Source organism: Marinobacterium sp. MBR-109, from assembly GCF_040547565.1.
In the GTDB taxonomy this organism is placed as follows: Bacteria; Pseudomonadota; Gammaproteobacteria; order Pseudomonadales; family Balneatricaceae; genus Marinobacterium.
In genome coordinates this window covers 1-13,545 of record NZ_JBEPPZ010000006.1, presented here as the reverse complement: position 1 = coordinate 13,545, position 13,545 = coordinate 1, and the positions used below count along the sequence as shown (strand labels likewise).

The window sequence follows — 13,545 nt, the reverse complement described above, 5'->3', positions numbered from 1 at the left end:
CCGTGACAGCCTGCTCAGAGCAGGCTGTCACGATCACGGAATCCGATCAGATACAGAATGCCATCCAGACCCAGGGTGGAGATCGCCTGCTTGGCACTCTGGCGCACCAATGGTTTTGCTCTGAAGGCAATCCCGAGCCCTGCGATGGACAGCATCGGCAGGTCATTGGCACCATCACCCACTGCGATGGTCTGTTCCAGTCGCACCCCTTCCTTCTCGGCAATTTCACGCAACAGCTGCGCCTTGCGCTCACCATTGACGATGGTACCCACCACCTCGCCGGTAACCTTGCCATCACGGATGTCCAACTCATTGGCATACACATAGTCAAAGCCGAGCTTCTGCTGCAGGTAATGACCGAAGTAGGTAAAGCCTCCAGACAGGATGGCGGTCTTGAAACCCAGCGCCTTCAGATGACCCACCAGCTCGGCTGCACCTTCGGTTAGCGGCAGACGCTGTGCAATGCGTTCCAGCACGGACGCATCCAGCCCTTTGAGCAAGGCGACACGGCGACGGAAGCTCTCGTTGAAGTCGATCTCGCCACGCATCGCCGCCTCGGTAATTTCAATCACCTGCTCACCAACTCCAGCTTCCTTGGCCAGCTCGTCAATCACCTCTGCCTCGATCAGGGTGGAGTCCATATCGAACACCACCAGCCGGCGGTTGCGACGGAAAATATCATCCTTCTGGAAGGCGATATCCACATCCAGATCACTGGCAGTTTTAAGGAACTCTTCACGCAATGCCGCGGCATCCGCCGGCATGCCCCGCACCGAGAACTCGACACAGGCGCGAGTCTGGCCCATTCCCTCATCCTGCAAGGAGATACGACCGGACAGGCGGCTGATATTGTCGATATTCAGGCCATGATCGGCGGCAATGGCGGTCACCCGTGCAATATGCTCGGCACTGATGCGCCGCGCCAGCAGAGTAATGATGTGGCGTGACTTGCCCTGACCTTCGACCCAGTGCTCATAGGCCGCATCATCGACCGGCTCAAAGCGCACCAGCATGTTCATCTCATGGGCCTTGAACAGGATATCGCGCAGCAAGGGAGATGATTCCGACTCCTTGGGTACCTGAATCAGAATACCCAGCGAGAGCGTGTTGTGAATGACCGCCTGGCCGATATCCAGGATATTGATATGATAGCGGGCGAGGATCCCGGTGATAGCCGAGGTCACGCCCGGACGGTCGTCACCGGAAATTGTCAGCAGGATGATTTCGTTCATCGCACCCTTCCGTTAAATGAGGCATCGCTGGTATCTCCAGCATCTGGCTGCGATTATATCAGAGCGACCGCACCGGACGCAGTGCCGTCCTGCCCTTTTAGCCCGAGGAGTCTGTGTGTTTGAATCACTGCTGCAAGTATTGCCGCTGACGCCCACCAGCATTGTGGTGCTGATCGCACTGATTGCGATGCTGGAATCTCTGGCTTTTATCGGCCTGCTGCTGCCCGGTGTTGCCCTGCTGTTTGCACTGGCCGTCATGGCCGGCTCTGCAGGAGTATCACTGTGGGCCTGTCTTCTGGCAGCGTTCACGGGCGCGGTGTGTGGGGATGGCATCAGCTTTCTGTTGGGGCGCTATTCCGCCACACCAATCCGCCGCCTTGGCTGGCTGCAAAGACACCCCGAATGGCTGCAGCGGGGCGAAGCATTTTTCCGGCGCTGGGGCGGGCTCAGCATCGTCACCGGTCGCTTTGTTGGTCCGATTCGTCCTGTCATTCCGTTTGTGGCCGGCAGCTGCGGCATGCGGGGCCTGAATTTCAGTTTCTTCAACCTGATCTCGGCTTTGGGTTGGGCACCGCTGTATCTGCTGCCCGGATATTTCACCGGCCGAGGGCTCACCACCGCCTCACCTCAACTGGCCCCGCTTTTCTGGTCAGCGGCTGTACTGCTGTTTACCCTGCTGCTGTTTCAACAGTTTCATCACCGGCTGAAACCACATGGCACGCTTCACACTTACTGGAGCCGAGTACTCCCCGCCCCCTGGCCGCCCGGACCAACACTACTGCTGCTCTGTGCGTTGACCGCTCTGACCGGCATCACGCTTCTGAGCTTTGAAGCTGCTGGCATCCGCATCAACACGGCACTGCTCGTGCCTCTGAGTTCAGCCGGAGACGCCTGGCCACAACTGACGCGGGTGATGACGCTGATCGGTGATATTCCACTTGTTGCCGGCCTTGCACTGCTGTGCGCGCTGTTTGGCATGATGCGAGGCGATGGCTGGCGTGGCTGGGGGGTTTTTGTGGGGGTCGCCGGCGTCATCCTGCTTAACCACATACTGAAGCAACTGTTCGGTCTGCCACGACCTGAAGACAGCGGGCTGACTGATTTCAGCTACCCCAGCGGGCATGCCTCAGCCGCCGCCGCATTCTTTACCCTGACGGCCGTATGGCTGCTGCACAACCGGGATCACCATACCCGCCATCTGGGGTATCTGTGCACCATACCGCTGATTCTGGCCGTTGCGCTGTCTCGCCCAATGCTGGGAGTACACTGGCCCATGGACGTGGTGGCGGGAGTTGCCGAAGCACTGGTGATCACGGCGCTGTATCGGATATGGCTGTATCACTGGCCCGCGCCGGTCAGAATGCCACTGAGTTGGGCAGGGGTGTTATGTGTATTGACGGGGCTTTATGTGGTGCTGACATTCGACCTGGCTGCCGGGCGTTACCCCGGCAGCTGAGTCAAGCATCAGTCCTTGCGCTTTTGGCGCGCCTTGGGAGGGTGCTTGCGCTTCTGGGCAGCCTTGCGTTTGGTGGCAGCACCGGCGGGTTTATCCCCGTCAGTGCGGCCTTCAGGCTTTTTTGAGCGGCGACGCCCCTTGGCATGATCCGGCTTGCCGCGACCATCCGCGATCTGACCCTTGGCCAGCTTTTCGCGCTGACTGGCCCGCTTGGGCTGAGTCGCGGCGGGCTCTGCAGCCAGCTCAAAGTCGATCTTGCGCTCATCCAGATCCACACGCACAACCTTGACCTCAAGCTCGTCACCCAGCTTGAAGACGCGACGGGTACGATCCCCGACAAGGCGCTGCTTTGCCACTTCAAAGTGGTAGTAGTCACTGGGAAGTGAGGTAATGTGGATAAGTCCCTCGATATACAGGTCTTCCAACTCAACAAACACGCCAAAGCCGGTCACGGCTGCCACCACACCGGTGAACACTTCACCGATCTGACTCTGCATGTATTCACACTTGAGCCAGGCCACCACGTCACGGGTGGCATCATCCGCACGCCGTTCGGTCATCGAGCAGTGTTCGCCCAACGCCAGCATCTGCTCCATGGTGTAAGGATAACCAAAGGCGCTGTTGGCGCTGAACTTCTTTGGTCGTTCGACCGCCTTTGCCTTGCCATCACCGTGAATCGCGCTGCGAATGGCGCGGTGAACCAGCAGGTCAGGGTAGCGTCGAATGGGCGAGGTGAAATGCGCATAGGTCGGATAGGCCAGGCCAAAATGTCCCAGATTTTCGGGGCTGTATACAGCCTGCTGCATCGACCTGAGCATCATGGTCTGGATGATGTGACGATCCGGCCGCCCCTTGATTGACTCGGCCAGCTTCAGGTAATCCTTTGGCTCGGGGCTGTCACCACCGGGCAGGTTAAGTCCCAGCTCACCAAGGAAGGCACGCAGATTCTGCAGTTTCTGTGCCTTGGGCCCTTCATGGATACGGTACAGGGCCGGCTTGCCGTACTTGCCCAGAAAACGTGCGGTTGCCACGTTGGCGACCAGCATGCACTCTTCGATGATCTTGTGCGCATCGTTGCGTACCACCGGAATGATCTCATCGATCTTGCGTACCTGATCAAATACGATCCGAGTTTCGACGGTATCGAAATCGATGGCTCCGCGCTCATCACGCGCCTTGCGCAACGCCTTGTAGAGCTGATGCAGCTGCTCAACGTCCGGCACTACGGCACTGTATTGCTGGCGCAGGCTTGCACTGTCTTCGTGCTCGGCATCCAGCATTGCCCCTACCTTGGTGTAGGTCAAGCGCGCCTTGGAGTTGATCACCGCTTCGTAGAATTTATAACCCGACAGTTTACCGGCCCGGCTGATGGTCATTTCACACACCATCGCCAGACGATCCACATTGGGGTTCAGAGAACAGAGTCCATTGGACAGCAGTTCCGGCAGCATGGGTACCACAAACTCGGGGAAGTAGACCGAGTTGCCACGCTTGACCGCTTCACGGTCCAGTGCCGTATCCGGGCGAACATAGTAGGAGACGTCAGCGATCGCCACCCACAGCCTCCAGCCACCAAAGGTCTTCTTCTCGCAGTAGACGGCGTCATCAAAGTCCTTGGCGTCTTCACCGTCGATGGTGACAAACGGCAGGTCACGCAGATCAATGCGGTTCTGCTTGTCGTCTTCACGCACTTCAGGTGTCAGTTCACCGATCTGCTGGTGCACATCCGCAGGAAACTCATCCGGGATTTCATGGTTGTGAATCGCAACCTGAATCTCCATTCCAGGCGCCATGCGATCACCCAGCACTTCCACGACACGAGCGCGCGCCGGCTGCTTCCGGTTGGGATACTGGATGATTTCGGCAACCACCAGCTGGCCGTCTTCGTACTCCAGCCCCGTGGTCGGGTCAGGGATGATCATCACCTGATTGGTGATGCGCTGATTTTCGGGAATCAGCGATCCAAAACCACTGTGGCCATCAAACTTGCCCACCACCTTGGTGGTGCCGCGCTCCAGCACTTCGACAATTTTGCCTTCGCGCCGCCCCTTGTGATCCACACCAATGGACTGGACCAGTGCACGATCACCATCGAACACCTCACGCATGTTGCGTGGGCTGAGGAACAGATCGTCACCGCCGGCATCAGGCTTGAGAAAGCCAAAGCCGTCACGGTGGCCGATTACCCGTCCCGGGATAAGATCCATCTTCTGGATCAGGCCATATTCACCCTTGCGGTTGGAGATCAACTGCCCATCGCGGCACATGGCGATCAGGCGGCGGCGAACGCCTTCCACACTGTCTTCATCATTGATCCCCAGCTCCCGACACAGCACAGGATGGCTGATCGGTGCGCCCCACTTTTCGAGGAATTCCAGCATGAATTCCCGACTCGGGACCGGCTGGTCGTATTTTTCAGCTTCCAGCTGCAGATTGGGGTCTTTGTCTTTCCAGTTCTTGCTCATTCATTATCCAGTTGTTTCTGTCCGGCAGTTTGACCGGAACAGCGGACCTTTCGTTCAGAATAGTCCGTCAATATGTAAAAAATAAAGCCGGCGATGCCGGCTTTACAGATCAGGGAACCTCTTCGACCTCTTCGCCCTCTTTCTTTTCGGGCGGCATCAGGTCTTCACGGCTCACCTGCATTAAGACCAGTGCATTGGCAGCCACATAGATGGACGAATAGGTCCCTATCAGCACCCCCACCAGCAATGCCAGTGCAAAGCTGTGGATCATCTCGCCACCGAAGTAGAACAGCGCCACCAGTACCAGCAAGGTGGTCAGGGAGGTCATCAAGGTACGGCTGAGCGTCTGGCTCAGGGACGCATTCATCACTTGAACGTTATCTTCCTTGCGCATGATGCGGAAGTTTTCACGAATCCGGTCATACACCACGATGGTATCGTTCAGCGAGTAGCCGATCACCGCCAGTACTGCCGCCAGCACCGTCAGGTCAAACTCGATCTGCAGCAGCGAAAATACACCCAGCACGATCAGTACGTCGTGTACCAGCGCCACGACGGCACCCAGCGAGAACTTCAGCTGAAACCGAAAGGCAAGATAGACCATGATCATGAACAGCGCCAGCAGCATGCCAAGACCACCCTGCTCGCGCAGCTCTTCACCCACCTGTGAGCCGACAAATTCGTTGCGGCGCAGCTCAATGGTTTGATCGGACCCGGCACGCAGGGCTTCCAGCACCTTGTCACCGAGCTGCGGGTCGTGATCAACCTGCAGCCGGATCAGGATATCGCGCGAAGAGCCAAAGGTTTGTACAACCGCATCCGGAAAGCCTTCTGCACTCAGTTTCTGGCGCACATCTTCCAGACTGACCGACTGCTCATAGCCGACTTCGACCAGGCTGCCACCGGTAAAGTCCAGACCAAACTTGAGACCGTTAACTGCCAGCGATGCAATCGACACCAGCAACAAAACTGCGGAGAACGCCAGCGCCAGCTTGCGTATCCCCATGAAATTGTAAATCTTCTTTGCCGTCGTCATGGGGGTTCCTCAGATCATCAGTTTCTTCAGCGAGCGGCCACCATACACCAGATTCACCAGTGCACGGGTCACCAGCAGCGCAGTGAACATGGAGGTCAGAATACCGACCGACAGCGTAACGGCGAAGCCCTTGACCGGCCCAGTGCCCATGGCGAACAGGATCACGGCCGCGATCAGCGTCGTCACGTTGGCATCCAGAATGGTGGTAAACGCGCGACTGAAGCCCGAGTGGATCGCCGACTGCACCGGCAGGCCATTCTTCAACTCTTCCTTTATGCGCTCAAATATCAGCACGTTGGCATCTACCGCCATACCCACGGTCAACACGATGCCGGCAATACCCGGCAGGGTCAGTGTCGCTGACAGCAGCGACATCACCGCCATCAGCAGCACCAGGTTGAGCGTCAGCGCGATATTGGCCAGCAGACCGAATACCCGGTAGAAGACCAGCATGAACACCAGCACCAGTGCAAAACCGATCTGCACCGACAACGTACCCTGTTCGATATTCTTGGCACCCAGACTCGGACCGACCGTACGCTCTTCTACGAAGTACACGGGCGCAGCCAGCGCACCGGCACGCAACAGGAGCGCAAGTTCGGAGGATTCCTGGGCGCTGTCCAGTCCGGTGATGCGGAACTGGTTGCCCAGCGTACTCTGGATGGTGGCCAGCGAGATGATGCTTTTCTCGGTGTAGGGGATACGGCGCTCAACACGCTCACCCTCAATGGTCTGCACCAGTGTGCGCTGTTTGTGCTCAACAAACAGCACGGCCATGCGACGCTGGATCGCATTGCGCGTCACTCGGTTCATCATCTGACCACCGGGGCCATCCAGTGTGATCGACACCTGTGGCATGCCGTTCTCGTCAAAGGCAGCCTGCGCGTTGGACACACTGGAGCCGGTGATAATGATGTCCTTTTCCAACGCTGCTGTGCGGCCCGGCTGGCTGCGGAAGTCATATGTTTCAGTCAGGGCACGACTGGTGTCCGGCAGTGCTTCGAGACGGAACTCCAGATTGGCCGTCTTGCCGATTACACGCTTGGCGGCCGCCGCATCCTGTACGCCCGGCAGCTGAACCACGATGCGATTGCGCCCCTGACGCTGCACCAGCGGCTCGGCCACACCCAACTCGTTGACACGGTTACGCAGGGTCGTGAGGTTCTGCTTGATGGCGTAATCCTCAATCTGGCGGATGGTCTCTTCCGTCAGATTGATGTAGAGGAAATAGTCCTCGCCATCGGCGGCAGCATCCACCATGAACTCGGGCCAGGTACGGCGCAGCAGCCCCTGAGCTTCATCACGCACGGCAGGGTCATCGAAACGGACCGACAGGCGGCCATCTTCGAGATGGTCAACCATGCGGTAGCGCAGTTTTTCTTCACGCAGTTTGGTCTTGATCTCGCTGACATACACATCCAGCCGCTGCGCAACCGCTTGCGCCATGTCCACTTCCATCAGAAAGTGCACACCGCCACGCAGGTCGAGACCCAGCGTCATGGGACCGGCACCAATGGCTCGCAGCCAATCAGGCGTCGTCGGCGCCAGGTTCATCGCCACGGTATAGTTGTTGCCCAGCGTCTGGGCAATCAGCTCCCGGGCTACAAGCTGAGCATCAGAGCTCTCAAGACGGATCAGGCCAATACCGCCCTCCTGCAATTCCGTTGCCTTGGCCGCAAGGCCTGCCTCTTCCAGACGCTGTTCAATGGACGTCAGCGTACCCTGATCAACGGGGGCCGCATTACGACCGGCCGACACCTGAATCGCATAGTCATCCGGGTACAGGTTGGGAGCTGCGTAGAGACCGGCAATCACCAGCACCAGCAAGATCAGGAAATTTTTCCACAGGGGGTAGCGGTTGAGCATCGTGCTCCATCCTCACCAAAAACGAAAGCGCCACCTGAACAGTGGCGCCGGAACACAGACGGGCGATCAGATATTCTTGATCGTGCCCTTGGGCAGTTCGGCCGCAACGTGGGCCTTCTGGAACTTCAGCTCGGTGCCTTCGGATACTTCCAGTACCACGTAGTCATCGCTCAGACGCACCACCTTACCGATGATACCGCCTGCGGTGATGACTTCGTCACCTTTTGCCAGGCTGGCAATCAGGTTTTTGTGATCCTTGGCACGTTTGGCCTGGGGGCGCCACATGAAGAAGTAGAAAATCAGACCAAAGCCGACCAGGAACAGGATGTTGAACATGCCCGGGTCCATGGCGCCAGCGCCTTCAGCGTAGGCCGGAGAGATGAAAAAGCTCATTCAGGTTGTACTCCCGATTACAGTGTCAGTGATGCGTTTCAAGCCGTCAGCGGCGGCGTTTCCTGCCCCCGCTGACGATAGAATTCGTCTACGAAGTCGCTCAATTTACCCTGTTCAATGGCGTTGCGCAAACCAGCCATCAGCTCCTGATAGTAGTGCAGGTTGTGGATGGTATTGAGCTGCGCCCCCAGGATCTCCTTACACTTGTCCAGATGGTGCAAATAGGCGCGACTGAAGTTCTGACAGGTATAACAGCTGCAGGTTTCATCCACAGGTGCCGTATTGGTTTTATTGGCCGAATTTCGGATCTTGACGATGCCGTTGCGAGTGAACAGAAAGCCATTGCGCGCATTGCGGGTCGGCATGACACAGTCGAACATGTCGACACCACGACGTACGCCCTCAACCAAATCTTCCGGCTTGCCCACACCCATCAGATAACGGGGTTTGTCCTCGGGCATTTTCCACGCCAGATGGTCAAGGATGCGCACCATATCTTCCTTCGGCTCACCTACCGAGAGGCCGCCGATGGCATAGCCATCGAAGGCGATCTCGGTCAGCCCGGCAAGGGACTCATCGCGCAGACTCTCGTACATGCCACCCTGGATAATCCCGAACAGCGCCGAAGGGCTTTCACCGTGGGCCTTTTTGGAGCGCTCGGCCCAGCGCAGCGACATGCGCATGGAGTCGGCGGCTTCCTTTTCCGTTGCCGGATAGGGCGTGCATTCATCAAAGATCATCACGATATCGGAGCCCAGTTCACGCTGAACCTGCATCGAGCTTTCCGGCGTCATGAACACCTTGCTGCCGTTCACCGGTGACTGAAAGGTCACGCCCTCTTCGGTGATCTTGCGCAGCTTGCCAAGACTGAACACCTGAAAGCCGCCGGAGTCGGTCAGAATCGGCCCCTTCCACTGCATGAAGTCATGCAGATCACCGTGCTGCTGTACGATTTCGGTACCCGGACGCAGCATCAGATGGAAGGTGTTGCCCAGAATGATCTGGGCACCGGTAGCTTCGATATCCCGCGGCAGCATGCCCTTGACGGTACCGTAGGTACCCACCGGCATGAAGGCGGGGGTTTCAACCACGCCACGGGGAAAGGTCAGTCGCCCGCGACGCGCCTTGCCTTCACTGGCAAGGGTCTCGAACTGCATAAAACATTCTCTGCTCACAAAGCGTCCTCATCCGCCGCATCACGGCGGGTCAAAAACATGGCATCGCCATAACTGAAAAAGCGGTAACGCTCGGCCACGGCATCGGCATAGGCCTGCATGATCGACTGATGTCCCGCGAAGGCACTGACCAGCATCATCAACGTCGACTCAGGCAGATGGAAATTGGTAATCAGCCGATCCACCGTGCGAAAGCGATAGCCCGGGTAGATAAAGATATCGGTATCGCCATAAAAGGGGGCGATTTCGCCGGAGCGGCTGGCCGTTTCAAGACAGCGCACACTGGTCGTGCCCACGGCCACAACCTTATTGCCTCGGGCCTGAGCTGCCTTCACCGCCGCACACGCCTCATCAGACACTTCGATGTACTCGGCATGCATGTGATGCTCGGCAATGGTATCGACCTTGACCGGCTGAAAGGTCCCCGCGCCTACATGCAGGGTCACAAAGGTTTGCTCGATACCCCTGTCCTTCAGCTGTTGCATCAGAGCTTCATCAAAATGCAGCCCCGCCGTAGGGGCCGCAACGGCACCGGGCTTGCGGTTGTAGACCGTTTGATAACGCTCACGGTCAGACAGCTGATCCTCGCGCTTCATATAGGGCGGCAGCGGCATGTGACCGTGTTGCTCCAGCGCGGACACCAGATGATCGTCCAGGTTAGTGAACCTGAGCTGGAACAGGTTTTCCTGTCGCCCCGTCACTTCGGCCTCAAGTCCGCCCTCAAACAACAACCGCGCACCCGTCTTGGGCGCACGACTGGCTCGAATGTGCGCCAGTGCCGTGTTTTCGGAGGTGACCCTTTCCACCAGCATCTCGATCTGGCCACCACTCTCTTTCTGCCCGAACAGCCGTGCCGGAATCACGCGGGTGTCGTTAAACACCAGCAGATCGCCGGGCTGCAGCAATGTAAGGAGATCGGTAAACTGTCGGTGGGTCCGTTCACCGGTATTGCCATCAAGGCAGAGCAAGCGGCTGGTACTGCGCTGTTCCAGTGGATAGCGCGCAATCAGCTCTTCCGGCAGCTCGAAATAGAAGTCTTTTACCTGCATGGGACTCTGTAAACCGGAGAAATTAAAGCGCGCAGTCTACCCGAAATCAGAGTTTTTTTCAGTCCTGTTTGACGTGGCGCCGCCAACGCATATAATAGCGCCTTCACTTCGGTAGCCAGTCAGATATCAACGGCTGCCAGACAGTGCCAGCGTGGTGAAATTGGTAGACACAGGGGATTCAAAATGCAAATGATGAATTCTCATGTTGCGCCAAGGCATTGATTTTAAAGTGAAAAAAACCCTAGCAGCATACAAGGCAGATTGTAGAGTTGTGTAGAGTTGAAATTGTGGCGGTGTGGTGAAATTGGTAGACACGATGGATTCAAAATCCATTGCTTTCACGAGCGTGCCGGTTCGAGTCCGGCCACCGCTACCATGCTAGAGAACGAAGGAAATGTTCCTATGGCAAAAAAAACTTCAGAAAACTCGAATCATGTACCCGGTTGGTTTGTTCTCCTTGTGCTAATAACTTTTGGCGCGTTCATCTGGTACAAAGCCAACACTCCTCCATCATCTAAAACATCCAAAAGCGACCCTCAAAAGGTAAGAGCAATGGATGAATTTGATGCATTAGTTACATGCCAAAATCATGTAAAACGTAATCTAAAGTCACCAAGCTCGGCAAAGTTCCCTGTTATGCAACAGATAAAAGTTTATAGCACCGGCCCTGATGAATGGTTAATTAGGGGGTATGTAGATGCTGATAATAGTTTCGGTGCAAACATAAGAAGCCATTACGAATGCAAAACAAAATACAGCGGAACGTTTTTCTCCATTTTAGACTTTCAATTCATGAATTAAAGATATATTTATGTATATTAAGAGTATCATTTTAGCCTTATCATTATTTTCTACAGCAGCTTATGGGTTTGATACATTTAATCATGAATCCAATAGGATGACACACCTCCTTAGCTGTGATAATCCAAAATACATACCATCAAGCAAATATGCTAACAAGCTATACTCATGTATTGGTGGAAAAAGCGATAGTGTCAAAATTTTTATTAATGCAGATAGCGATCAGAAATCAATCAAGAATATTAAATTCATGTGGAATGAATACACAACCACAAAAATTCCCGGAATAAATATGCAAGACGGAAAAAATATTGCTCACGATTGGCTCATAAAGATTTCTGATCACTATTTCCCTACCCATAAAAACAAAATTTTGAAAAAGTTCTTTTCCGAAAAGAATAATTTTGAATTTACGGATGGCAGGTATTTAATTAAATATACTTTTTTCGAGGGCCCCTCGATAAATGAAAGATTACTAATTATTAGCAGTTATTAAAGACAAGGAATCTTAAGTTTTTATTAATGGAAACACCTCAAGCGGCACTTGGCCGCTTCTGATTTTTATTAAAAATTTAGTCAATTTTTATATATCTAAGAGGTTAATAACCTCTTCATCATCTCCAAAATGAGTCCAAAAAGCATTAATTTCAGTCTTTTTAAGTGTGTCGGGCGAAGCTCCGGCACACCTCGAAAGATTTAGAACAAGTGCTCCGGGCGCTTGTTCGGTAGTAGCGTTATCTTTTTCCTCTTCTTCTTTTTTATCGTTAAATTCTGCAATTTTGCAGGCATCTTCGGCGTTTTCTGGATTAAGCAGCCTATTCATGTTTACTATGTTTAGCTCTTCGTCGCCCGTTTTCAGTATTACATGACTAAATTTAAGATACTCGCCGCTGTCGCTTTCGACATATACACTTTTAAAAATGCGGTTAAAGTGGTCATAAAATGCCACCTTTTTTAAATGTTCCGGCATATTTTTGTTTTCTAGCAGTTCAACCAGCTGTTTAATTGCCTGATGATTGTACATCTTGAGCTGAGGTAACATTTTTACTAAGTAGTTGTACTTAGTTTTAAAGCTGCTTACGCCGATCAAGCGATAGCGGCGTATAGCTTTACCGTTAAATTTGCTGTACCAAGCCGCAACGGCAGGATCGGTAAAGCTTTTAAACACGTACTTCATGGCGTAGCTGCTCGCCTTGCTGCCTTTTTTGTGCTCAGGTAGTCGCGAGTGTGGGTAAATGTCTAATTTGTAGTGCGGGCAGTTATGCTCTCTAGCTATCTTTTTACGTGTTTTTATAAGAATGCGATATAAAGCTTTGTGCTGGTTTGGGTGTACAAAAAGCGCAACGTGCAAGTGTGGACAGCCGTCTTTGTGCGGCTCTGGAACTGCAAAACCCAGCAGGCGTATGCCTTTTTTAGTCGCTTCGTTATAAATCACCCTCCAGACCTTGGCATTAATAAACGCCAGAGCCTCGCGGCTGCTGGAGCCGTTCCAGCTGCACCGGCCTACGCTTGGGTTTGGGTGGTATCCCGGTGTTGCGGTAAGTGTTGCAAGTAAGCTTATAAGTCCTTCACGCTTCGCAATCTCTTCCACCATTCGCATTTCGGCATATATCTCGGCACAGCGCTGCTCACTGCTTTTTGTAACGTCAGCCAAGCAAAATTCGCGAACTAACCCTTTAAAATCGATGGTGTGGACGAATGTGTTTTGTAAATATTCGGTGTTTAGCGCTTGCTGCCGTTCATACATTTGCTTGGTTTTGCCGAAAACATGTACATGCTCAGGCTTGTTATTTTTGCCGCCGATCAATTTTTTGGTGCTTGTGTATTGTTCAAAATAATACCCACGAAGCTCTGCGATCATCCCCCGCTTATTCCGCTTTTTTTCAAGCCGAACAAGCATTTTTGAATAATCGGTGGCGGCGGTGTATATGTGCAGAGGGCTGTTTATGTAGCACAGTAAAAGTGCCATGTTGCTAACGGTAACTGTCAAGGTATCTGTCGCCCTGTCTGATTTTTATGCAGCCATTCGCACTGTCTCAGTGACCACTTTCCGCTCTGGATTCAACGACACT

The 13,545-nt window shown here is 54.3% G+C and carries 11 protein-coding genes and 1 tRNA gene; 4 read left to right on the top strand and 8 right to left on the bottom strand.

The features are described from left to right. Positions 1-14 precede the first annotated feature (14 nt). Positions 15-1,232 (bottom strand): phosphoserine phosphatase SerB, encoded by a 1,218-nt coding sequence (gene serB / locus ABIE60_RS09180; RefSeq protein ID WP_354469137.1) that lies wholly within the window; start codon positions 1,230-1,232, stop codon positions 15-17. Between the two features lie 115 nt (positions 1,233-1,347). Between serB and ABIE60_RS09175 the strand changes: the two genes are divergently transcribed. After that, positions 1,348-2,688 (top strand): VTT domain-containing protein, encoded by a 1,341-nt coding sequence (locus tag ABIE60_RS09175; protein ID WP_354469136.1) that lies wholly within the window; start codon positions 1,348-1,350, stop codon positions 2,686-2,688. Positions 2,689-2,696: 8 nt separating this feature from the next. On the opposite strand, the gene rnr is transcribed toward ABIE60_RS09175, so the two are convergent. The 6 genes from rnr to queA all read right to left on the bottom strand — a co-directional run bounded on the left by rnr (position 2,697) and on the right by queA (position 10,672). Beyond that, positions 2,697-5,153 carry a ribonuclease R gene (gene rnr / locus ABIE60_RS09170; RefSeq protein WP_354469135.1) on the bottom strand — a complete coding sequence of 819 codons (2,457 nt, stop codon included), beginning with the start codon at positions 5,151-5,153 and terminating at the stop codon, positions 2,697-2,699. 109 nt (positions 5,154-5,262) lie between these two features. Continuing rightward, the gene (secF, locus tag ABIE60_RS09165) at positions 5,263-6,189 is read right to left on the bottom strand and encodes a protein translocase subunit SecF (RefSeq protein WP_354469134.1); all 927 of its coding nucleotides are present in this window, start codon (positions 6,187-6,189) and stop codon (positions 5,263-5,265) included. 9 nt (positions 6,190-6,198) lie between these two features. Next, positions 6,199-8,055, bottom strand: a complete 1,857-nt coding sequence (gene secD, locus ABIE60_RS09160) for a protein translocase subunit SecD (protein ID WP_354469133.1) — start codon at positions 8,053-8,055, stop codon at positions 6,199-6,201. Positions 8,056-8,121: 66 nt separating this feature from the next. Next, complete coding sequence (gene yajC, locus ABIE60_RS09155; protein ID WP_354469132.1) at positions 8,122-8,448, bottom strand: preprotein translocase subunit YajC; 327 nt, start codon at positions 8,446-8,448, stop codon at positions 8,122-8,124. Between the two features lie 38 nt (positions 8,449-8,486). Beyond that, on the bottom strand, positions 8,487-9,605 hold the full coding sequence (gene tgt, locus ABIE60_RS09150) for a tRNA guanosine(34) transglycosylase Tgt (RefSeq protein WP_354469131.1): 1,119 nt from the start codon (positions 9,603-9,605) through the stop codon (positions 8,487-8,489). Positions 9,606-9,619: 14 nt separating this feature from the next. Next, positions 9,620-10,672: a tRNA preQ1(34) S-adenosylmethionine ribosyltransferase-isomerase QueA gene (queA, locus tag ABIE60_RS09145; RefSeq protein WP_354469130.1), complete on the bottom strand. Its 1,053-nt coding sequence runs from the start codon at positions 10,670-10,672 to the stop codon at positions 9,620-9,622. 289 nt (positions 10,673-10,961) lie between these two features. Here queA and ABIE60_RS09140 point away from each other — a divergent pair. The 3 genes from ABIE60_RS09140 to ABIE60_RS09130 all read left to right on the top strand — a co-directional run bounded on the left by ABIE60_RS09140 (position 10,962) and on the right by ABIE60_RS09130 (position 11,969). After that, positions 10,962-11,048, top strand: a tRNA-Leu gene (locus ABIE60_RS09140). Between the two features lie 26 nt (positions 11,049-11,074). Continuing rightward, positions 11,075-11,473, top strand: coding sequence for a hypothetical protein (locus tag ABIE60_RS09135; protein WP_354469129.1), 399 nt, complete (start codon positions 11,075-11,077; stop codon positions 11,471-11,473). Between the two features lie 10 nt (positions 11,474-11,483). After that, positions 11,484-11,969: a hypothetical protein gene (locus ABIE60_RS09130; RefSeq protein ID WP_354469128.1), complete on the top strand. Its 486-nt coding sequence runs from the start codon at positions 11,484-11,486 to the stop codon at positions 11,967-11,969. A gap of 87 nt (positions 11,970-12,056) precedes the next feature. On the opposite strand, the gene ABIE60_RS09125 is transcribed toward ABIE60_RS09130, so the two are convergent. Next, positions 12,057-13,463, bottom strand: a complete 1,407-nt coding sequence (locus ABIE60_RS09125) for a replication endonuclease (protein WP_354469127.1) — start codon at positions 13,461-13,463, stop codon at positions 12,057-12,059. Between the last annotated feature and the right edge of the window lie 82 nt (positions 13,464-13,545).

Excerpts from the sequence above, each read along its gene's own strand:
- ABIE60_RS09135 (WP_354469129.1), top strand. The coding sequence starts at position 11,075 with ATGGCAAAAAAAACTTCAGAAAACTCGAATCATGTACCCGGTTGGTTT.
- rnr (WP_354469135.1), bottom strand. The coding sequence starts at position 5,153 with ATGAGCAAGAACTGGAAAGACAAAGACCCCAATCTGCAGCTGGAAGCT.
- tgt (WP_354469131.1), bottom strand. The coding sequence starts at position 9,605 with ATGCAGTTCGAGACCCTTGCCAGTGAAGGCAAGGCGCGTCGCGGGCGA.
- secD (WP_354469133.1), bottom strand. The coding sequence starts at position 8,055 with ATGCTCAACCGCTACCCCCTGTGGAAAAATTTCCTGATCTTGCTGGTG.
- secF (WP_354469134.1), bottom strand. The coding sequence starts at position 6,189 with ATGACGACGGCAAAGAAGATTTACAATTTCATGGGGATACGCAAGCTG.
- yajC (WP_354469132.1), bottom strand. The coding sequence starts at position 8,448 with ATGAGCTTTTTCATCTCTCCGGCCTACGCTGAAGGCGCTGGCGCCATG.
- queA (WP_354469130.1), bottom strand. The coding sequence starts at position 10,672 with ATGCAGGTAAAAGACTTCTATTTCGAGCTGCCGGAAGAGCTGATTGCG.
- ABIE60_RS09130 (WP_354469128.1), top strand. The coding sequence starts at position 11,484 with ATGTATATTAAGAGTATCATTTTAGCCTTATCATTATTTTCTACAGCA.
- serB (WP_354469137.1), bottom strand. The coding sequence starts at position 1,232 with ATGAACGAAATCATCCTGCTGACAATTTCCGGTGACGACCGTCCGGGC.